The 22807-nt window shown below is 60.7% G+C and carries 4 protein-coding genes; all 4 read left to right on the plus strand.

Annotated features, from left to right (window positions below; genetic code table 11):
- Window positions 1-288 precede the first annotated feature (288 nt).
- The 4 genes from G473_RS0113210 to G473_RS31090 all read left to right on the plus strand — a co-directional run bounded on the left by G473_RS0113210 (window position 289) and on the right by G473_RS31090 (window position 22788).
- Window positions 289-2037, plus strand: coding sequence for a ShlB/FhaC/HecB family hemolysin secretion/activation protein (locus tag G473_RS0113210; RefSeq protein ID WP_245580062.1), 1749 nt, complete (start codon window positions 289-291; stop codon window positions 2035-2037).
- Between the two features lie 16 nt (window positions 2038-2053).
- Complete coding sequence (locus G473_RS26845; protein ID WP_035707127.1) at window positions 2054-21562, plus strand: filamentous hemagglutinin N-terminal domain-containing protein; 19509 nt, start codon at window positions 2054-2056, stop codon at window positions 21560-21562.
- 103 nt (window positions 21563-21665) lie between these two features.
- Complete coding sequence (locus tag G473_RS0113220; RefSeq protein WP_029013485.1) at window positions 21666-22388, plus strand: SapC family protein; 723 nt, start codon at window positions 21666-21668, stop codon at window positions 22386-22388.
- Between the two features lie 268 nt (window positions 22389-22656).
- Window positions 22657-22788 (plus strand): hypothetical protein, encoded by a 132-nt coding sequence (locus tag G473_RS31090; RefSeq protein ID WP_281169920.1) that lies wholly within the window; start codon window positions 22657-22659, stop codon window positions 22786-22788.
- Window positions 22789-22807: the final 19 nt, after the last annotated feature.

A 22807-nucleotide genomic window follows, 5' to 3' on the forward strand; every position in this document is an offset into this window, starting at 1 on the left:
CCCCGTACTATCAAATATCATTCGAATTCAATGTTAAAACAAATCATAATATACGAAGCATTTTCAAGTTTTGGCCTCCGTATGCTCGTTATTTATTTATTGTTAACATGTTTTTGTGACTGTTCCTCGTGAGGACGGGTCGCAAAATGCCCGGAAAATGAGCTTTTAGTTGAGCGTTTTGCTTGCGCTGGAGCGGCCTCACAGGCATTATGCAGCCGAATGAACTATTACTGAATGTAAACGCATTAATAGTAATTGGTTGGCGCCAAAGTGAAGGGTGGGGAAGAGATGAGCAATTTCGATCGGCAGGCACGGCTGCGTCGTGGAAACTCGCGGCGTGGAAAGCAGGGAAAAGCCTTGCTCGCCCTTGAGGCGGCTGCCGTGGTGATGACGCTTGCATCGGCCCCCCTTGCGCAGGCCCAGCAGGTTCAGCCGACATTGCCGCCGGGGGTTGAGCCTGGGCGCGAGCTGCCGCGCCCGGTCATGCCCACCCCTTCCGCACCTGGGCAGGCCATTTCCGTGCCGCGCGGTTCCGCCGCTGAGGCGCCGCAGGGAGCGGAGACTTTCAAATTTACCCTTACCGAAGTGCGAATCGAAGGAAACACCGCCTTCGACAGCCAGGCATTGTCCCCCCTCTATGCCGGGCTGATTGGCAAGGAAGTAACGGTCCGCGATCTGTTCGTGGTCGCCAACGAGATTGAGCTGCGCTACCGCAGCGCCGGCTATGTCACTAGCCGCGTGATCGTGCCCGAGCAGACGATTGATGGTGGCGTCTTCCGCATCACCATTGTGGAAGGCAGCGTTTCCGACATTATCTATGATGCCGATATCGGCCCGGCAAAAGCGGCGGTTGAACGGCTGCTGGAGCCGCTGCGTGGCGTGAAGCCGATCAATATCGCAACGATTGAGCGCCGGCTTTTGCTGGCGAATGATCTTTCCGGCCTGACCGTAAGGGGCAGCCTGGAGCCGTCCCCGGATGTGCTGGGCGGTTCGGTTATCGTGGTCAAAGCCGACCGTAAGCCGGTCGATGCCTTCCTGACCTATGACAACCGTAATTCGCCTTATCTGGGCAGTTCCCAACTCACGGCGTCCCTGGTGATGAATTCGGTCGGGTCCAATGCCGACCGCATCGGCCTGACGGCGAAAATGTCGACGCCGGCCAAGCGGTCCTGGCTGGTGGCCGGTAATTATCAGGCGGTGGTGGGCAGTGACGGGCTGACCCTGGGGCTTGCCTCCTCCTACGCCAATTCCGCACCGGGGCGGGATCTGAGCGTGCTGGATATTGCCAGCGAGGTGGTGGCCGAGGTTGCCACCGTCAGTTATCCGCTGATCCGGTCGCGTCTGGAGAATATGCGTCTGGTGGGCGAGTTCGAATATCGCAACGTCAAGACCGATCTGGCGTCTTCGGCCTTCACCGAGGATAAGCTGCGCATCCTGCGGGCCGGTTTCTCCTATGATCTGAGCGATAGCTGGCAAGGCATCACCGCCGCCCGCATCATGGTGCATCAGGGGCTGGATGTGCTGGGGGCCAGTGATCACGGGCGTCGTCTGGCGTCGCGCATTGCCGGGCATTCGGAATTCTTCAAGGTCACCACCGACCTGACCCGCGTTCAGCAATTGCCAGCAAATTTCAGCATTCTCGCCACGCTGACCAGCCAGTTCACCCGGACGCCGCTGTTGGCGTCAGAGGAAATCGCCCTGGGCGGGCCGAATTTCGGCCGTGCCTATAATGATGGCGAAATCTCTGGCGACAATGGCTGGGCCGGCTCGATCGAGCTGCGCTATTCCCCCGTGTGGGAAGCCTTCCCGGAGGGGTCGCAATTCTACGTCTATTACGATGGCGGGCAGGTTTCGAGCCTGTCAAACACCCGTCCGCAGGGCAACGTCACACTGGCCTCGGCCGGTGGTGGCGTCCGGGTCAATCTGCACAAAAATCTCTTCGGTACTTTTGAAGTCAATAAGCCGCTGAACCTGAATGTCGCGACCGAGGAAGGCAAGCCGACCCGCGTCTTCTTCAGCCTGACCGCACATTATTGAGCGAATGGATAAAATCATGACGAACCGCCGCGACATCCAGACCCCGTTCGCCAATAACCTGCCAGGCTTCCAGCGCCAGCGGCACAATCTGCGTGAAAACCTGCTCGCCTCGGCTTCGGCGATAATAGGGACGGGCGGGCGCAAGGGGCCGCGCGGTAACCGCCGCCAGCGCCGGGCCGGGCTTGTCGCCGCCATGGGCGGTTTCGTCTATGCTATTTCCTCGCTGTTCGCCCAGGCCGCTTGGGCAAACCCGACCGGCGGCACGGTCGTGGCCGGACAGGCCAGCATCATTGCCGCTACGCCCCAGACGCTGAATATCGTCCAGGGCAGCGACAAGGCGATCATCAACTGGCAGGGCTTCTCCATCGCCGCTGGCGAAACGGTGAATTTCCTGCAGCCCAACGCCCAGTCGGTAACGCTGAACCGGGTCGTCGGTAACGATCCCTCGGCTATTTTCGGTTCCATCACCGCCAATGGCACGGTGATGCTGGTCAACCCGAATGGGGTTTTCTTCGGGAAGGGCTCCCGGGTTGATGTGGGCGGTCTGGTTGCGACCACGGCCAATATTGCCGACAAGGATTTCCTGGCCGGCAACTATGCCTTTAACCAAGCATCGCCCAATCTGAATGCCGGTATTGTCAATGAAGGGCTGATTTCCATCAAGGATAGCGGCCTGGCCGCCCTGGTGGCGCCCTCCGTGCAGAATTCTGGCCTTATCCAGGCCAAGCTGGGTAAGGTTGCCCTGGGTGGCGCGCGCAGCTTTACCCTGGATTTCCAGGGTGACGGGCTGTTGAGCTTTGATGCCGGTTCGCTGGTGGCGTCCCTGCCTGAAGGGGCGGATGGCAAGGCTCAGGCCCTGGTGGTCAATTCCGGACAGATCTCGGCGGAAGGCGGCACGGTCGTTTTGTCCGCCCGTGCGGTCAAGGGTGTGATCGACAATGTGATCAACACCGATGGCGTGATCAGCGCCACCAGCATTTCCGGTTCCAACGGCAAGATCGTGCTGTCTGGCGGTGATGGCAAGGTCCAGGTGGCAGGCACGGTGGACGCCAGCGGCACCCAGGCTGGCCAGACCGGCGGCACGGTCATTGTTGATGCCGCCAATATCGATGTCGCGGCCGGCACCCGGATCGATGCGTCGGGTGACCAGGGCGGCGGTGTCATCGCCGTCGGCAGTGCGGGCAGCCGGGATGGCGCCTGGGCTGCTGGCCGGGTCCATGTCGCCGACGGCGCAACCATGGCGGCTGATGCCCTGACGCAGGGCAATGGCGGCACCATCACGGTCCTGTCGGAAAAGCGGACCGACTTTGCCGGTTCGATCAGCGCCAAGGGCGGCGCGCAGGGTGGTGATGGCGGCTTTGCCGAGGTTTCCAGCCGCGACGTGATCACCTTGACCGGTGATGTAGACATGTCGGCGGCCAAGGGCAAGACCGGTACCTTCCTGCTCGACCCCTCGACCCTGAAAATCGTGGCGGGTGCTGGTGGCTCCCTGAACAATAATGCCGTCGGCGGCAACCTGCCAGCCTCCACGGCTGACGCTGGCGCTAACACGGTCAGCGTCGCCGTTCTGTCGCTTCTGAACTCCACAGCCAATATCGTGCTGGAGGCCACGGGCCTCATCACTGTCGATACCAGCGTGGCGCTGCAAACGGGTATGGGCAACTCCTTCACCCTGCGTTCCACGGGTGCCAATGGCGGCATCACCTTCAGCGATGCCGCTTATGAGATTTCGACCCAGGGCGGCAACATCACGCTGGACGCGTCGCTGGCTGGGTCCTCGCTGACGAATATCGGCAAGCTGACCAGCAATGGCGGCAATGTTACGCTGTTGGCCGGTGAAGGCATTACCCTGGCCGGTGATATCAACACCGGCGGCGGGACCATCCGCCTGGAGACGGCGACGGGCAATATCGCCAATGTCACGGGCGCCACGCCGCTGCTGACCGCGCCCACCCTTATCGTGTCGGCGTTGGGTGGCCATATCGGTGCCACTGGCGCGGCTCTGAGCGCCAATACCGCCGCGCTGACGATCCGTGCAGGCGGCAATTTCTACATCAGCAATCAGAATAATCTGAACAGCCTGACCATCTCCACCATCCACGGGGTTGAGAACAGCACCAATCAATATAGCCTCACCGCAGACGGGTTGACTTTCGCTGCCACGGATGGCGCGTCCGCCACGACGCTGACGACGGTGGAGTCTGCCAGCGACTTGGCCTTTGATTACACGTCCGACCGGGGGCTGGCCGTCGGTATCGTCGATGCCAAGGGTGGCAATGTCAGCCTGACAGCCAATGGCGGCGATATCACCGGTACCGGTAATAATCAGCTTATTACCGGCAATGCGCTGACCTTGGTTGCCAAGGGCACGACCGGAATCAACGGCGCGATCGGTGCCTCCGGCACCGCCTTGAACACCAATGTCAACAGCCTCAACAGCACGTCCGGTTCCGGTATCGTCAATATCGGGAACAATAAGGCCCTGGTGCTGACCAACGTCGCCAGCGGCGCCACTGTTCTGTCCACGATCCAGGCGGCCGGTGACATCACCGTCGGCTCCATGTCCATTCAGGCGCTCAGCGGTTCCACTGGCAATTTCAAGCTGAGCAGCACCGGCGGGTCCATCCTGGATGATGGCAATGCCGCCACCCTGATCCGTACCAGCGGCGGTCTGGTTCTTGAGGCTGCCAACGCCATCGGCACCAGCGTCAATCCGATTTCGTCCGTCGGCTCCCGCAGCTTCGTGACCTCCACCAACAATGGTGGCACTTACATCACCAATGCCGGGGTGGCGGATAATTCTGATACGACGTTCACGCAGGTTTATGGCCGCAATGGTGACATTGTTCTGAATGTGACGCGCGGCACCGCCTTGGTGAGTGATGTCTCCATCCTGGAGGGTAGCGGCAATATCACCATCTCCTCCGTCATAGGCATGGGTGTCGGTAAAATTTCCACTCCCAGCGGCAATGTATCCCTGACCCTGGGCAGCGGCAGGCTGAATACCGCCGGCGAGGGGGTCACGGCCAATAAGCTGACGGCCGTTTCCAACGGGGACGCCACCATCATGACCTTGATCACCAAGGTCAATACGCTGGAGGCCGTGGCAAATGGCGGTTCCATCACGGTCACCCAGACGGGTTCCGTGACACTGGATCGGTTGATTGCCAATACCATTGCCGTCACAGTTTCCGGGACGGGGGCCGAAACCACCGTCAACAACCTGACGAGCAGCACGGCTGGGGCGATCAATCTGACCACCTCCGGCAAGATCACCGGGGCCAGCGGCAACAAGGTGACGACTGGCGTCCTCACCATTAATGCCGGTGGCGATGTCGGCAGCAGCACCAGCCATCTGAAAACAGAGACCAGCACCCTTTCCATTACCAATACGGGCGGGTTCTTTATTGATAACAGTCGGCACCTGACCAGCCTGACCATCAACAACAAGCATTCGGGCACAACGCCGAACGGCTTCTTGTTGAACTCGATGAGCCAGACGTTTGACATCACGGATAATGGCACCACAGTAACGATCAGTGATCTGTCCAGTTCCTTCCTGACCAGCTTCAGCTTCACCAGTGATGTCAATCTGGTGCTGGGCCGGATGGACATAGCGAATGTGACTAGCGCCAATGTCACCACCACCAATGGCTTTATCCAGGATGATGGCAACGCCAACACCTTCCTGACCGCCAAGGCCATCAAGCTGACAGGAACGGAAGGGATTGAGGCCAAAAACGGCGTTTCCCTTGGTATCAATACAGCCGATCTAACCGTCACGACGACGGGCAATCTGATGATTGCGAACCAGTCTCATTTCAACACATTGGTAATTACCAGCACGCACAAGGACAGCACGGCTGATTATCAATTCAGCATCACCGGTCGCCATCTTGACCTCAAGCTGACGGACAGCGGGGCTGGTTATAATTTCGAACGGCTGATTGATAGCGGTTACGGTATTGGGCTTGGGGGCCTGAACACGTTCAGCTTCACCGGTGACCGCGACATTACGTTGGGGCAGGTGAATACCGGCAGTTTTGTATATACCTATACACCTTCCGGCGGCGGGTCCGCCACGTCCACCGGCAACTCCCTGCTGTTCAACAGCACCAAGGGCGCCATCAAGGATGATGGCGACGACAGTACTCGGGTGCTGGCCTCCTTTATCGCTTTCAAGGCCGCTGGCGGTGTCGGCGGTTCGGCCACCGGTCAGGATATGGATATCACGGCGCGGGGCGTCAGTGTTACCGCCGGCACCGGCAGCAACCTGACCAGCGGTTCGGCCGGCATTTATCTCTCGGTCGATAGAGCGGTAAACCCGTCCGACACCACCAACACATTCCTGCTTGGTGAGGGGGATCGCTATGGCACGGGCGTTGCCACGTCGACCGGCGATGTCGTGGTGAAGCTGGGGGCCGGTGATCTCAATGTGAAATACACCAGTGGCACACAAGACGGTAAAGTCAGCATCGAGGCAACGGCTGGCTCCCTTACCACGGATAGTAGTGTCTACATTAACGCCACCGATGTACTGACGCTGAAAGCCTCGCAGAATATCGGTTCCAGCACTGCTGGTTTCAACTTCCGGGCCCCCTCTGTTGTTGTACAAGCCAGCAGCGGCCTGATCAATATTGCCACTAATTCCAGCAACAGCACCACGATCACTAGTGCCCGGGCTGGCGACACGATCACGCTGAGCGGCAGCAACAGCCTGGTGCTGGGTGCCATCGACGCCAATAAAGGCGCCTCAGCCGTGACCGTGACCTCCGGCACCACCATTCTGAATGATGAAGATGACACCAACCGGATTTACGGCAGTGAAATCACCTTCAAGGCTGGTGGCGCGATTGGCAGCAGCAGCAAGAGCTTGGATGTCGATACGGTTACGCTGTCTGTTGAAAATAATTCCAGCGTTTATCTGAGCAACAGCTCAAATATCCGGTCCTTGAATATCGTCCGCACCAGCAATGCCAGCGGTACCGTTTCCATTGCGGCTACAGGGCAAACCATCGGCATCAGCAGCAGCAGCGGCAATCACACGGTCAATACGCTGACCAGTGACAGCGATATGGATGTCTCGCTATCTGCAACGGGCAGCGCCGGGACGATCAGCATCGGCAAGGGCGATATCCAGGGTGGCAATCTGAAAATTGTCAGCACGGGCGCCATCACCTCCACCGGCACCGGCTCCATGACTGCATGGACGGTCAACCTGACGGCGGGTGATCTCTATTCCATCGGCACCGACGCCACCAATGTTAAGGTGAATAGCGGCAGGCTGACCCTTCAGTCTGGCCGTAATATTTATGTCAGCAGCGATGTCGCGCTGACCCATCTGGCGATTACCAGCACCAACAGCACGACCGCCAGCAACACCGCGTCTCTTTTTGGGATTAAAGGTGCCAGTGGATCGGCCATCTCGATCACTGACGACGGTACGACGGTTGGCCCTATTGATGTCAGCGGTGCCACGAACAGCATCGTCGATTTCAGCTTCACCGGTAAGAAGAATATCACCATCAACGAGATCGTTGCCTCCGGTGCGGTCAGGCTGGTGACGGAGGGTGGCGGCGCCAACTCCAACATCACCCTTGGCGGCAGTGGTGGCGGTTCTATTGCGGGCAGCAGCGTCACGCTGATTGCCAAGGGCTCCGTCACCGGCGCAGGTTCCATCGGCACGTCTACCCAAGCCATGAGGACCACGACGGCCTCCCTGACCATCGAGAATAACGGCGATATTTATATCGATAACAGCAATACCGCCCTGACCAAGCTGGCGATCACCAGCACGCATAAGACATCGGCCACGACCACTGCGAACACATACAGCTTCACCAATGTCGGCTCTGGCCGCTCTGTAACGATTTCCACCAGCAGTGGTGTGCAGACCGTGGGCATGGCCAGCGGCTCCGGCACCATGGATTTCAGCTATAGCGTTGACCGCGCCATTCTTACGGGCACGATTGATGCGGGCACCAGCAGCACGGGGAAGGTCAGCCTGACCTCGACAGGCGGCGCAACCGGTGTATCCGGCACCATCAACAGGGCCAGCGGTTCAATCACCGCTGGGGAATTGATTCTCTCCGCCAAAGCTTCAAATGGCGGTGTCGGCAACTCTGCCACACTCTCAACGACGACGCAGAAACTCACCGTTGCCACCAGTGGTGACATGAGCGTCAGCAATAGCGCGACACTGACCGATCTGACGCTGGATGTGGATTTCCGGAAAAACACTACCAGCTACACGCATTCCCTCTCCTCCACCGGCCTGACCTTCACGGCAGATGAAGTCGTGCCGACCACGTCAGTCACCGCCTTCAAGCTGACCAATATTTCCCAATCCGGCCTCAACCTGTCGGTCACCTCCACCAAGAGCATTCAGGTGGAAAATGTCAGTGTCGGGACAGGCACGGTCAAGCTGACAGCGGCTGCCAGCGGCTCAAAGCAAAGTGTCGTGGGCACCAAGACCAGCAGCGTCATCACGGCGGGCCGGCTGGAAATTGATGCTTCCGGCGTGGGTAATTCGGTAACCGGGCAATCAACCTTCTATGGCACCGTTGGCCAGTTGAAGATCAATGCCAACAGCACAGTTAATTACCAGAATGCCGGCAATTTGGCGGTTGATGAAATCAGCAACCGCAGCACGTCACCCGTTACCACCAATTCGACAACCTTGAAGGTTACCAGCGGGGCGCTGACCCAGCTTAATGGCGGCAAGGGCATATCGACCAATGACCTGACATTGACTGTCGAAGGCGGGGATATTGGCACATCCGGCAATTCGCTGCAGATTGAAACGGAATCCCTGACCCTGACCACGGGGGCCAGCGCCTATATTGCCAATCAGGCTGATCTGTCCAAGTTCACCTGGACGGCGAAAAACGCGGCCACCCGTACATACAGCATCTCCGGTCAAAATCTCGATCTCTCGATCCTGACCAATGGCTCCACGACCCAGATTACCAAGCTTGTCGATACGACCGGGTTGGACTTTGACCTGACGACGGACAATTTCCTGGAACTGGGGCTTATCAACGTACAGAAGGGCCGCACCCTCAGCCTGTCCACAACGGGCACGGTGACCAATATCAGCCGCGTGGCCAGCGGCACGAATATGTTGACGGCGGGCAAGATCACCCTGAAGGCGACCGGTGCCATCCTTCGGAACGGCAACAACCAATCGATCGAAACCGATACGGAAGCGCTGTTCATCGAAACCCTGAACGATGTTTATATCAATAATAGCGCTGCCGACCTGCAGACCCTTTCCATCAAGAACACCAGAACGTCGAGTGATGGTGCGGCGACCTATGGCCTGACGTCCAAGAATGCGACGATCAGCATCACGGGTAGCAGTTCCTATGCAGTGAGCCTCAGCGACACGACGGGTCTTGATTTTATCTTTGATACCAAGATCTCGCAGATTGCCGGCATTATTGACCTGACCAAGTCTGGGGCGCTGACGCTCAAGACCGAGGCGTCGATTTTTGGTGGTGCCAACAGCAGCCTTTCCCGGATCACGGCGGCGTCCGTTAACATCCAGGCCATAAATCTTGGCAGCAGTGGCAACCGTCTCTATCTTGACGCGCCCTTGGTAACGTTGCAGGGGCAAGGCGATGTATATGTCACCTCCAGCACCCATATCGACACGCTGTCGCTGACCAATTCCAGCACAGGCAACACGGGCAACCGCACCTTCGACATTGTGAGTGCGGGGTTGGATGGTACGGCGGGTGCTGTTCAAATCAAGGCAACCCATACGGACGCCGGCGGCACCACCTTCAGCCAGATCCTTGATAAGTCAGGGATGGACTTCACTTTCACCAACGACCGCCTCATCATCGTGGATAAGGTTGAGATCGGCGCCTCCAACAGCCTGAAGCTGGTGGCCGGTGACGGCATCCGTGAACTTGACGGCACGTCCTACATCAAGGCCGGTACTGTCCAGTTGAGCTCCTCTAGCGGGATGGTTGGCCAGACGGCGGGCACCGGCGGCGGGCTGCTGGACATCACCACGGGTTATCTGCAGGTTGTCGCCAATAATGGTGCCCATGTCGATCTGAAGCAGAATACGTGGGTCGATACTTTCATCGTTGGGGGGACCAGCACCATTCAGGCCAATGGGGATTTGAACCTCAGTGGCGAGGGCCCGTCCCTGAACGGTGCGGCGGCAACCATTACGGTCACGAACGGTTCCATCCTGGGCGGTGGCAAGATCACGGGTGCGGGGGCCTTGACCCTGACGGCCTCCGGCTCCATTGGCACTGCGGGCAATGCCCTCACGACCACTGCGAACAACAGTGGCACCACGACGCTGACCGCAACGGCGTCCGGCGGCGGCATCTATCTTCAGGAAACCAACGCCCTGACAATCAACGGCCTGACGGCTGCTGGCGATGTCGTGGTTTCCAACGGTAATGGCTCTGGTCAGAAAGACATGACCATTGCCGGCGCCATCACGGCGACGGGCAACAAGGTTACGCTGACCGCCACCAACGCGACGATCAAGTCCAACACCGCGTCCAGCATTGATGCGGCGGAACTGGTGCTGACAGCAACCGGTGGCAACAGTGCAGGTGCCGGCGGCATCGGCGCCGGCACGAACGCCAATACCCGGGTGAAGACCACCGCCACGAAGCTGACCATCAATACGGGTGGCGACATTTATGTCGGTGCCGGGGATCTGACCGATCTGACCATTAACCGTGCAACGGCGGTCAGCAATACCGCTTCCACGGGCACCTTGTCAGTCACCGGCACCAATCTGACCTTCACGGCATCGGATAATGGCAACACCACAACGCTGACCAATATCAGCGATACGACGGGGCTGAACCTGACCATCTCGGCCAAGGGCAGCATTGCCGTCGGCACAATCTCGGTAGGGTCGGGCAGCGTCAATCTCAACACGGCGGCTGTCACGTCAACCACCACGGCAACCAGCATCACCGCGATCAATGGCAGCAGCCTGATCACGGCTGGCAGCCTGTCCCTGGCATCCAATACCCTGGCCGCTGCCGCGATTGGCAGCAGCAGCCAGGCATTGAAGACGAATGTGGGCAGCCTGACGCTGACCACCGGTGCCGGCGGTGCCTATATTTCCAACGCGGGCACGCTCAGCACGGGCGTTTTGACGAGCGGCGCCGCCTTGTCTGTCACCACAACGGCGGGTGACCTGACCCTGAATGGCGCCACGACCTGGGGCAACACCGCCGCCTTGACTCTGGATGCCGCCGGCAAGCTGGCCAGCAACGGCATCACCCTGGTCAGCGGTGGCAATACCGGCAGCATCACGTTGAAGGCGGGCACCGGTATCGGCAGCGTGGACAATATTTTCCGCGTCACCGCTTCCAATGATACCAACTTGACGACGGGTACGGCCATTTCGGCCACGGTAACGGGCAATGGCTCGCTCTATCTTGGCATCACCGGTGCCATGGCCGGTGGTTTGACTACTGCGGTCCAGAATGGCAGCACCAACGTAACGGTGGGCGGTGCGCTGACCATCACCAGCATGACCGTGACCCAGGATGCGTTTGGCAATGACATCCGGGTCACGGCCAGCGGCGACATCAATATCGGTAAAACCGGCACGGCCGGCACCGTCAGCGCCGGCATCAATAATGGTGCCGTGGTGCTGACAACCACCGGGGCGATCCGGCAAGGCAACAGTGCCAGCAGCATCACCGGCGGCACCGTCACGCTGAGCGGCACGAGCTATGGTGCATCGCTTGCTGTGCTGGGGGTCCATAGCCGCAACCTGACGGCAATCACCACCGCCAGCGGTATTGGTGCCTATTTCAAGGCAACGGGCAACGAGTTGGGGCTGAGCAATGTCACCACCAATGGCGGTGACATTGTGATCAACGGCGATAATACCACTCTGGTCCTGGGCAAGCTGATTTCCGGTGGCGGCAATATCTCCGTCGATACCGGTGGCACCTCCAACCTGCGGGTCGGGGAGATCAACGCTGCCGGCCTGTCAGGCCGGGGCAATGTAACCCTGACGTCCAGCATCGGCAGCATCCTGGATGACGGGCTGACCAGCACGGTTGTGACCGGCAATACGGTCGTCTTCAGTGCCTTCAACGGCATCGGCAGCAGCAGCAATGCCATTGCCACCAACGCCAACGTCCTGATGGGGAACAATAGCGGCAACGGTTCCATCTACATCAATGACAGCAACAGCGCCGGTGTCAGCCTGGGTGATGTCAATACCGCGCTTTCTGCCAATAATGGTTCCCTGAATGTGAAGGCCGCCGGCCCTGTCGCCGTCGTCAATGTCTTCCAGAAAACCGATGGGGCCGGCAATGACGTGGTGATTTCCACCACCACCGGCGACATCACCATCACCAAGCTCTATGCGGGCACCGATTCAGGCACCGGGTCACCGTCGCAAAGCCTTGCCAATGTCAGCGCCGCCGGTTCGATCCTGGTCAGCGGCACGGATACCCACATTGTCGCCGGCAAATTGTCACTGACGGCGGGTAACGGTAATATCGGCGCCGTCACCAATCTGGCGACAGGTGCTGGCACCCCGGTGCTCGTCAAGGTGTCCACGATCAGCGGCTTGTCGGCTTCGAAGGATGGTTCTGTCGTTTCCGTTTCCAACAGCGGTACAGGCGCCTCCACGCTCGGCAATGGTGCGCTGACCCTGGGCAACGGCTCGTCGGCCTATATCAAGACGGCAGGTGACCTTTCCATCGCTGGCTTGTCCCTCACCAGCGGCAATCTGCTGCTGGAAAGCGGCGGCACCCTGACCCTTCCGTCTTCCGGCAGCTTCAGCACCACTGGCGCTATCACGCTGAAGGGCACGACGGATATCGTCACTAGCGGCGGTGGCCGCACCCTGACCATCACTGCCTCTGAACTCACCTTCATCAGCGGCTCGGCCGGTGGCAACACCACGCTGACCACCACGACCGGCAAGCTGAATGCCAGCCTGACGGGCACGGGCAAGAACCTGACGGTTTCCAATACCGGCGCTTTGACGGGCCTGACCCTGGCGGCAACCGGCAATATCACCTTCACCAATAGCGTCGGTTTCACGGCTGACAGCGTGGTCGCGACCGGCGCCAGCCGCATCGTCACTCTGACGGCAACCACGGGCGATATGACGCTGAACACCGTCAATGCTGGTGGCACCGGCACGCTCAACCTGTCGGCAAGCGCGGGCAAGATCCTTTCGGCCACGGGCGGATCGACGCTGACCGGTGAAACGCTGAACATGACCACGGCGTCCGGTCTGGGAACGGCAACGGAAGCGTTCCAGACCAATTTCACCAAGGTCGGTGTCACGGTCACCGGGACGGGCGGCATCTATCTGTCCGGCACCAGCTTTATCCTGGGTGACTTGGTGACCAACGATGGTGATATCGTGGTTACGGCCACGGGCAATATCACCGACGGCAATGCCACCAAGAGCTTCAGCGCCGGCAGTGGCCGCGATCTGACACTCACCTCCACCGGCGGCAATGTCACCCTGGGCAAGAGCTACAGCTCAACGGGGACCAGCGGCAATTTCACGGTCGAAGGTAAGAATATCAGCGTCCAGTCGGTCAGCACGGCAGGGGCGCAGAGCTTCAAGGGTGCCACCACGCTTGCCGGCAACCTGACCGGCAAGTCGGTCAGCATCGATGGCACGCTCTCCCTGTCGGGTAATATCAATATCAAGGCGATCAGTGGTGATATCGGTGTTACCGGCACGCTTACCGGCAACGGCAATGCGCTGACGCTGAATGCCGGGACAAGCACCGTCACCCTTGGCGGTGTCGCTTCTGGCTTGAGCAGCCTTAACGTCACCGGCAGCAAGATTGCTGTGGCCAGTGTCAGCACCACGGGCTCTCAAGGCTATACCGGTGCCGCCACCCTGAATGGCAAGTATACTTCTAGCGGCAATGGCAACTTCATCGTTACCGATGCGGTGACCCTGGCCGGCGACACGACGATCAGCGTCGGTACGGGCGATATCAGCCTGAGCAGCACCGTTGATGGTGCCCATTCCCTGTCGTTGAACAGCAGCGGCAGCACGTCCGTTGGCGGTGCCATCGGTGGCACCACGGCTTTGGCCAGCGTGACCACTGATGCCGGCGGGTCCAGCAGCTTCCGCTCCATCACCACGAACGGTGCGCAGACCTTCAACGACACTGTGTCGCTGAATGGCAGCTACAAGACCAATAGCGGCGCCTTTACGACTGAAAAGGCCGTGACGCTGGCTGGCGACACGACGATTGATGCCAATAAGGGGGCGGTCGGCTTCAAGGACACCGTCAATGGTGGCTTTGCACTGGTCGTCAATAGCAGCGGCGCGACCAGCTTTGCTGCCGCTGTGGGTGGGGTTACGGCCCTGGCCAGCCTGACGACCGACGCCGGTGGCACGGTCACCGTCGGCAATGTCACCACCACGGGCGCCCAATCCTATGGCGAGGCGGCAACCATCGGCGGCACCTACACGTCCGGCAATGGCAATGTGTCCTTCGGTGGGGCCACAACCCTGACCGGCGCCACGACCATCAATGCCGGCAAGGGCGATATCAGCTTCGCCGGCACCGTCGATGGTGCCCAGGCCCTGACCCTTAATAATAGTGGCAAGACCAGTTTCTCCGGTGCCGTTGGTGGCACGACGGCGCTGGCCAGCCTGACCACAGGGACAGGCGCAACCAGCCTGCGGTCGGTAACCACGACCGGCGCACAGTCTTACGGCGGTGCGGTGACGCTGAATGGCACGTTGAGCACGACGAACAGTGGCATCACCTTCGGCAATCTGATTGTTCTGGACGGTGACAGCACGATCAGCACGGGCAAGGCCGATATTTCGGTCGCGGGTACCATCAACGGTGCCTATGCATTGACGCTGAACAGCAGCGGCACCACCAAACTGGCTGGCGCTGTGGGCGGGACCACAGCGCTGACAAGCCTGACCACCGATGCCGGTGGCAGCACCAGCATCGTCGGCGTTAAAACCACCGGCACGCAGACCTACAATGATGCCGTTGTTCTGACGGCCGACACGATCATCGACAGCGGCAAGGGTAATGTGACCTTCGCGTCCACCATCACGGGTCCGATGGCCTTGACGGTGAACAGCGCGGGTGTGACCAGCTTTGGTGGTGAGATCAGCGTGGCGTCGATTACGACGGACGCGGCGGGCACGCTGTCCATCGCCGGTGGCAAGGTCACGACCACGGGCGCGCAGTCTTATGGTGATGCCGCGACGCTGACGGCGGATACGACCTTGACCGGCACAAGCGTCACCCTGGCGCAGGGCGCGCAAGGGGCCTACAGCCTGTCCGTCAAGGGTGACCTGACGATCGGGTCGGCCACGGGTGCCGGCAGCCTGACAAGCCTCAGCGTGTCAGGGACCAGCGCCCTGAACGGCAATGTGACGACGACGGGTGCGCAGAACTACCAGGGTGCCTCCACGGTGACCGGCACGGTTGTGCTGACCTCCGGTGGCCGGGTTGATTTCGGCTCCACGGTGAGTGGTACGGGTGACCTGACCGTGAACAGCGGCGATGTCACCCGCTTTGGCGGCGCGGTGCAGCTTGGCTCGCTGGTCACGGATGCCGCCGGCACCGTGTCGCTGGCCGGCTCCGTTTCCACCAAGGGCGTGCAGACCTATGGCGAGCATGTGACGCTGGAAGGCAAGGCGCTGACCCTGACCGGCACCACCATCACCCTGGGTGCCGGTGCCGATGGCGCCGCCAGCCTGACTATCCTGGGCAATGCCGCGATCACAGGTAATGTCGGAGCCACTACAGCCCTGACCGGTCTGGATATCAACGGCACCACCAGCTTCAGCGGTGGCAATATCCGCACCACGGGCACGCAGACCTATGGTGGGGCGCTCACGCTGCTGAACAGCGCCAGCGTTGAAGGGACGAGTGTCACCCTTACCAGCGGTGCCAATGGGGCGGGCCTCACCGTCACCGGCAACGTCGTAGTGGGGGCAAACAGCACCTCCAGCTTGACCAGCTTGGCTGTCAGCGGTACGACGGCGCTGAATGGCGGGACCATCACCACCAGCGGGGCCCAAACCTATAGCGGTGCCGTGACGCTGAATGGCGCACAGACGCTGTCCATCAGCGGCGTGCAGTTGATGTTGCTGCGCGCGGCGAACAACCAGATCTCCTTCGGCAGCACCCTTGATGGTGCTTCGGATCTGACCATCAATGCTGGAGCTGCTGATGTGATCTTTGGCGGTGCTGTTGGCGGGACGACGGGCCTGGGTGCCCTGGTTGTCAATAGCAGCGGCCTGACCAATCTGGCGGCAGCGGGCATGAATGCGGCGTCCATCACGACGGACGCAGATGGCAGCCTGAACCTGAATGGTGGTTCCATCACCACCAGCGGTGCGCAGACCTATGGCGAGCGTATCGACCTGACGGCGGACAGCATTCTGACCGGCTCGCTCGTCACCCTGGGTCAGGGTGCCAGCGGCGCCTGGGCGTTGACCATCAATGGCAATGCCGATCTTTCCGGCATTATCAGCCTGTCCTCGCTGTCTGTCAGCGGCAGCACGGCGCTGCGCAGCCAGACGGTAACCACCACAGGGACGCAGAACTTTGGTGGTTCACTGACCCTGCTGGGCAGCGAGGCGGTTCTGACCGGTTCGCTGGTTTCTGTGGCTGGTGCAACGGATGGCAATGCCTCCCTTGATGTTCAGGGTAATGCCGTGTTTGGTGGCGCGGTCGGTAGCACCACGGCGCTGAAGAGTGTCAATGTCAGCGGCACAACGGCGCTGAATGGCGGCGGCGTCACCAGCAGCGGCGCGCAAACCTTCGGCGGGACTGTCACTCTGGGTGCCAATACGGTTCTGAATGGTGGTTCCGTCGCCTTTAAGGCCGGTATTGCCGGTCCGATGGCCTTGACGGTGAACAGCGCAGGTGTAACCAGCTTCGGTGGTGAGATCAGCGTGGCCTCCGTGACGACGGACGCGGCGGGCACGCTGTCCATTGGCAGCGGCAAGGTCACAACCACGGGTACGCAGTCCTATGGCGAGGCCGTGACGCTGACCGCGGATACGACCTTGACGGGCACCAGCATCACCCTGGCGCAGGGCGCGCAAGGGGCATATGGCCTGTCCGTCAAGGGTGACCTGTCGATCGGGTCGGCCACGGGTGCCAGCAGCTTGACAAGCCTCAGCGTGTCGGGGACCAGCGCCCTGAACGGTAATGTGACCACGACGGGTGCGCAGAACTACCAGGGTGCCTCCACGGTGACCGGCACAGTTGTGCTGACCTCCGGCGGCCGGGTTGATTTCGGCTCCACGGTGAGCGGTACGGGCGATCTGACCGTGAACAGCAGCGATGTCACCCGCTTTGGTGGCGCGGTGCAGCTTGCTTCTCTGGTGACGGATGCCGCCGGCAGCCTGACCCTTGGCGGCAATGTCACGACCAGCGGCGCGCAGACCTTCGGGGAGCGGGCGATCCTGGCCGCCGATGTGGCCCTGACCGGTTCAGCCGTCACCCTGTCGCAGGGTGCGGATGGTGCCTTCAAGCTGGCGATCACCGGTGGCACGCTGATCAATGGCGCGGTCGGCGCCAATACCGCGCTGACCAGCCTGGATATCAACGGCAAATCCACGCTGAATGCAGGCATCACGACCAGCGGCACCCAGACCTATGGTGGTGCTGTGACCCTGGGCAACAGCATCGGCCTGGCTGGCGGTGCGGTGCGGTTCACGGGTGCGGTTGATGGGGCACGTACCCTGTCGATCACGGGTCCGGTCAGCTTCGGTGCGGCGGTCGGTGCCAATACGGCCCTGGCCGGCCTGCATGCTATCGGAGCCAGCACGCTGAACGGCGGTACCGTCACTACAACGGGTAACCAGACCTATGCCGGTGCCGTGACCCTTGGGGCGGCCACGCTGCTGAGCGGCGGGGCGGTCGATCTGCAGGGCACGGTTACAGGCCCCGTGGCTTTGACGGTTAACAGTGCCGGCCTGACCCGCTTGGGCGGTAGCGTCAATGTTGCCAGCCTCACCACTGATGCTGCCGGCAGCCTGAACCTGACTGGCGGTGCCATCACCACCAGCGGCGCGCAGACCTATGGTGAGCGTGCAATGGTGGGGGCCGATACGGTCCTGACCGGTACGCTGGTCACCCTGTCTGGCGGTGCGGAAGGGGCACAGACCCTGACGATCACCGGCAACGCGGCATTGGGCGGCACGGTCGCAGCGAAGAGCTTCACGGTCAGCGGAAATGCCGGGCTGAACGGGGATGTTGTCACCACCAATGGCCAATCCTATGGTTCTGTCAGCCTGAACAAGGCACTGGCTTTGACGGCGGGCGGTGATGTGCTGGTCAATGGTGCCGTGTCGGGTGCCCATGCCCTGACGGTGAACAGCGCCGGTCTGACCCGCTTTGGCGGCGCTGTAACTGTGGCCTCGCTGGTAACGGATGCTGTTGGCAAGGTAACGCTGGCCGGTTCGGTCACGACCACGGGCGTGCAGACCTATGGCGACCATGTGACGCTGGAGGGCAAGGCGCTGACGCTGACCGGCTCTACCGTGACGTTGGGTGGCGGTGCCGATGGTGCCTCCAACCTGACGATCCAGGGCGTTGCGGCGATCTCTGGCGCGGTTGGCGCCACCACGGCGCTGATCAGCCTGGACGCCAAGGCCAGATCTGTCCTGACCGCGAATGTCACCACCAGCGGCACGCAGACTTACGGTGGTGCCGTGTCCCTGATCAAGGATGTGGCGTTGGCTGGAGGCGGCATCAGCTTTAACAACGCGGTCGATGGGGCACACACTCTTTCGATCACGGGCCCAGTCACCTTCAATGGCACCGTGGGCAACGGTACGGCATTGACCGGTTTGACGGTGGTTGGTGCCAGCACGGTGAATGGTGGGACGATCGTCACCACGGGCGCACAAACCTATGCAGGTGCCGTGACCTTGGGAAGGACCACGCTGCTGAGTGGAGGTTCAGTTGATCTGCAAGGTGCCGTTACGGGCCCTGTGGCCCTGACAGTGAACAGCGCCGGGCAGACGCGGTTTGGCGGTAACGTGAATGTTACCAGCATCACGACCGATGCGGCCGGCAGCCTGAAACTCGATGGTGGTACCATTACTGCCAGCGAGTTCCAGAACTATCGCGATCGGGTAATCCTGGGGGCGGACACAGTCCTGACCAGCCGTCTAGTCGTGCTGAATGGTGGTGCGGAAGGGGCGCATGTCCTGACGATTGCCGGCGGGGCGCGGTTGAACGGCACGGTTGCAGTGAAGGACTTCACGGTTAGCCGCGCAACCGAGTTGAATAGTGATGTTGTCACCACGGGCAGCCAGTCCTACGGAAGTATCCTCCTGACCAAGGATGTGGTGTTGACGGCAGGTGGTGACGCCCTGTTCAACGGTGACATACAGGGAAGCCGTGCCCTGACGGTGAACAGCGCTGGGCTGACCCGGTTTGACGGCTCGGTCGGTTTGACTTCGCTGGTGACTGACGCCGCCGGCAGCCTGATCATCAGTGGGTCCATCTCGACCAGAGGTTCCCAGACCTATGGGGAGCGTCTGATACTGGCTGGCGATGTGTCTTTGTCCACGAATGGGGCCGCTCTCACCCTGTCGCAGGGCGTGGATGGTGCGTTCGGGCTTGGGCTGCTTGGCGACGTGCAGATTAATGGACCAGTTGGTGTCAATTCCACTCTGTCCAGCCTGTATATCCGGGATGATGATTTCACGCTGAATACGGACATCACCACCACCGGAAGGCAGATCTATGAAGGCGCTGTGACGCTGGCCAAAGATGTCGTGCTGACCGGTACCACTGTGAACATCACGGGTGCGGTTGAAGGGGCGCATGCCCTGACGATCAACGGTTCTGCCACTTTCGGCGGAGCGGTGGGTACCGTCGCGGCACTGACCAGCCTGAAGGTGAATGGGTCCACCGCGCTAAATGGTGGTGCCATCACCACCCGCGGCGCACAGGTCTATGGTGGTGCAGTCACCCTTAGGGAGTCCACCCTGGGCGCGGGTACCCTGCTGACCGGCGGTTCTGTCGATCTGCAAGGCGCCGTAACCAGTGCGGGTTCCTTGAGGGTTAACAGCGCCGGGCTGACCCGGTTTGGGGGGAATGTCACTGTTTCCAGCCTCACGACCGACGCGGCCGGTAGCTTGCACCTGAATGGCGGCTCTATCACCACCACCGGCGCGCAGACCTACGGCGAGCGCGTCGTGCTAGGTGCAGACACGGTCCTGACCGGAACATCTATCACCTTGTCGCAGGGGGCGGATGGTCAGGTGGCCGGCGGTCAGTCACTGACCATTATTGGGGATAATACGGCGATTGCCGGTGGCCTTGGGGGGAATACGGCCCTGCGGTCGCTGAGCATCTCCGGCAGTGGCTTTGTTAATGGTGCGATGGTTACCCAGGGTGCCCAGTCTTACCTGGGCCCGGTCTTGCTGACGGGTGCCACCAGCATGACCAGCACAGGGGGGACACTGACCTTTGGCAGTACGGTTGACGCCACGGGCGGCGCTAACCTGACCTTGTCGGCACTCAATGGGGCCATCACAGCCCAGGGTGCCTTCGGCGTCAGCCGCCGTCTTGGTGATCTGTCTGTCACCGGTGCTTCCGTCACCTTCAATGGTGTCGTTAATGCCGCCAATCTGGCGGTGACCGGCAGCGGGGCGGCCTTGTTCCAGGGCGCCCTGAACCTGACCGGCACGAATGGCCTGCGGGTTGCCGGCAGCAACCTCACCTTCAATGGTGCGGTTACGACTGCGGGCGCGATCAACCTGGCAAGCAACAGCACCACGGGCGTGATCAGCTTTGCTGAGAACGCCAATGTGCAGGCGGGGACCGGCTTTACCCAGACCGGCGGTGCCCGTGTCCTGTTGCCGGCAACAGTGGCGGTGACGGTTGGTGACATCACGTTCGCCGCACCGGCGGAACTGGTGGCTGGTACGGTGTCCATCACCGCCGGTGGCGATATCACGATGCCGGGCCTGGTTGGTCTCAACACCAATCTCACCCTTTCGTCTGATACTGGCGCCCTGTTGATCGGCATCAGTGGTGGTTCGGCAGATCAGAGCCTTCAGGTGCTGACGCTGACCGTACCGAGGGCCACCCGCGCAACCATGTATGGTTCCATTGGCGGGATCGGTGGTGTCCGGACGGCTATGCGTGTCAACAGCCAGTTTGTTGGTGAGCCGTACTTCATCAACGATACGGCCTGGGGCCCGCTGGATCAGGTGACGCAGGTTGTCTCCTCTGTTGTGCCCCGCACGGCGGTGCCGAGCACGCCGACGGTGACATCCCTGTTCACCGGCACCGTGTCCAGCAACGCTGTTACCCCCGACGCTCTGTCGGCCTATCAGTCGCCGCAGGTTCTGACGACGAGTGTCGGCGCACTGGGCGCCGATGGGTCGCCGTCGGTGTTGACGGCCCCGTCCAATAACAGTGTATCGGGTAATGCAGCTGGCAGCGGTGCCGCCGGGGGGAATGGATCTGTGGTCCCTTCCAGCACAGGCGGCACGACCCAGCCAGAAGAAGAGCCGCAGCCGGGTAACTGAACCTCGACGTCCTGATTAGCCCTTACCCTTATTTATGACGATGACGGGGCGGATGATGCAAACTCATCCACCCCGTCCTCCCTTCTCCTGAGAGCGTAAATCAATGAGCAATTCTGAACTGCCCGTCCTGTATGTGCGCCCGCGTCCTGTTCTGGCTGACCGCGACAAGAACCTGTCGCTTGTGGCCAGCAATGATTTCAGTTTCGCCGCCAAGACCAATTCCGTGCCGGTGATCGCGACGGAATTCACGCTGGTCTGCAAGTTTTTCCCCATCCTGTTCGCTGATGCGGCTTTCCCGCAGCCGGTGGCGCTGCTGGGCCTGCGGGACGAAGAGAACCTGTTTGTCGGTGCCGACAAGCAGTGGGAACAGGATATCTATGTTCCCAGCTATGTCCGCCGTTATCCCTTCATCTTCCTGGAGGACAAGGAACGTGGTGAGTTCGTCCTGTGCGTGGACGAGGCCAGCCCGGCCCTGGTGGAAGATGACAGCAATCTGCTGTTCAAGGATGGCAAGCCGACCGAGTTGGCCGACCGTGCCCTGGAATTCTGCCGTCAGTTCCAGGCCCACCATGCCGCCACGGCAGAGTTCGTCCAGGCGCTGGTGGATAATGACCTGCTGGTGGAAAATCGCGCCGACATCACCTTGCTGAATGGCGACAAGTTGAGCCTGAACGGCTTCAAGGTGATTGACGAAGCCCGCTTCAACGCCCTGCCGGCGGAGGAGTTCCTGCGCTGGCGTGAGCGCGGGTGGCTGCATCTGGTTTATTGCCACTTCATTTCCGTCAGCAACTGGGCCGGTCTGATTGACCGGGTCGCCAAGCGCTGATGGCTGATGTTTCAAACCCTGGCTAGCTCGGCCGGGGCTTGAACAAAGATACGGCAAAAAGGCCGCCTTCCATACGGGAGGCGGCCTTTTTCGTTTCAATGTCCACACAGCGCCATGCTGCAATGCAATATATCAGGATGTGAGCCGGGGTTGATCGCTCCATATATAGTGCGTTGCACAATCCTTGGAGTGGTAAGCCATGTCCGGCGTCGCTTTCAATCACGCCACCTTTGATCAACCTTCCCATGGGGCAGAAGGCCCAGGCCTGATGCACCGTTTGTCGGCGCTGCTGACCCGCAATGCGGCTGCCAGTGCCGCGGCGATGACCGACCGCTATCTGAACCGCAACCCGGTTGGCGGCGGCATCAACTGGCTGAGCGATGGCACCCACCAGGGGTGAGATGCCATCGCCCAGTCTC

The organism is Niveispirillum irakense DSM 11586 (genome assembly GCF_000429645.1).
GTDB classification, from domain to species: domain Bacteria; phylum Pseudomonadota; class Alphaproteobacteria; order Azospirillales; family Azospirillaceae; genus Niveispirillum; species Niveispirillum irakense.